General features: G+C 62.0%; 1 protein-coding gene and 1 pseudogene. Both read left to right on the top strand.

The annotated features are described in order from the left end of the window. A partial coding sequence (locus ACFTXQ_RS36600; protein WP_382649986.1) for a LysR family transcriptional regulator occupies window positions 1–889 on the top strand: 889 nt, incomplete at its 5' end. A gap of 208 nt (window positions 890–1,097) precedes the next feature. Next, window positions 1,098–1,437, top strand: a pseudogene (locus ACFTXQ_RS36595) (hypothetical protein); the annotation flags it as partial.

The raw sequence follows: 1,437 nt of genomic DNA, 5'->3' as shown, positions 1-1,437 counted from the left end.
ACACAAGAGCGCACGCCGCACCGCCGAGGTCATGAGCATCAGCCAGCCCACCGTCAGCTATTGTCTGAAGCGGTTGCGCAATTGCTTCCACGACGTGCTCTTCGATGTCGATCACGGCAGCCTCGTCGCGACGGCCAAGGCCGAGGCTATCGAGCCCTATCTGCGAAACGTGATCGATGCGGTGAACCACTGCGCCGACATGGATGACGACCAGGTGGTCGCCACGACACGCCGCGTGATGCGCGTCTGTGCGCCGGAGTACTTCGAGCTGCTGTTGCTGCCGGGTGTGCTCGAGTCGTTCATGAAGCGTGGCCGGGAAACCTCGCTGATCGTCGACCGCCTCGGCCGCGATCTGCCGGTGGAACGGCTGCTGGCCGGCGAAATCGACTTCGCGATCGGCTTCGGTCCCGGCTACCATCGGCTGCATCCCGACCTGCAATGGGAATCGGTCCTTTCCGACACCTTCGTGTGTCTGACCGCGTCGCGCAAGCTCGCGCCGTCGACGCGCGTCTCGCTCGACGAATTCTGCGACATGGACCACGTGTTCCCGACGCCGTGGGTATCCGAGCGCAACATGATCGATGGCTGGCTCGAAAAGCTCGGCCGCTCACGCAGTATCGTCGCGCGCGCCAACACGTATCAGGCCTGCCTGAACATCGTCGCGCGGCTGCCGGTTGCCCTGACGTTGCCGCGGCGCCTGATCCAGTACCTGTCGATTCCGCCGGCCGTGCAGATCTGCGAAGTGCCGCTCGGCTTCCCGACCTTCACGCTGGACGTGATCTGGTCGACGCCGATGGAAAAGAACCCCGACATCCGCACCATGCGCACCCTGTTCAAGGATCTCGCGAGCGCCAATGCGCTCGAACCGGGGGAATTGCCGCGCGCGTAGCGTCGACCTGCCGGTGCCGGCCGGCGATCGCCGCCGTCCGGTTTATTGCCGGTGAGGAAGCAAACCCCGGCTTCCTTGCAGGACCCTAAACAAAATTTACATCCACCATTTAATTTTTAAAACGGTGCGCCCGGCCGTGTCGGTAGATTGGTCAGTGTTCGACGAAGCCGTGCTTCGAACACAAGACTAACCACACTGAGAGGCAGCCATGATGGATGTAGTTGACGTAGTCACTGCGCAGGTTCAGCACAAACCGTTGCCGCGTTTCGGCTTCGAGTTGATCGAAAGTCTCGAGCCCGGTCAAAAGGCGATCGACCTCGTCGATACCGCCCAGTTGTACGACCAGCTCGCCCATTCGGGTGTCGTGATCTATCGCAATTTCGCGGATACGCTCGACGATTTCAACCGCTTCGTCAGCCAGCATTCGGCGCGCGTCACGTTCGATCCGGCGCGCAAGACCTCGACGGAAAACACCGCCGAAATCGATGCCGGCGAGCTCGAAATGGGCCTGCACCGTGAGAACGGCAACCTGCCGTTCACGCCCGACC

It is taken from the genome of Streptomyces sp. NPDC057010, from assembly GCF_042673805.1.
GTDB lineage: Bacteria > Actinomycetota > Actinomycetes > Streptomycetales > Streptomycetaceae > Streptomyces.
The sequence above is the reverse complement of the archived record's forward strand: the minus strand, read 5'-3'. Positions and strand labels throughout refer to the sequence as shown.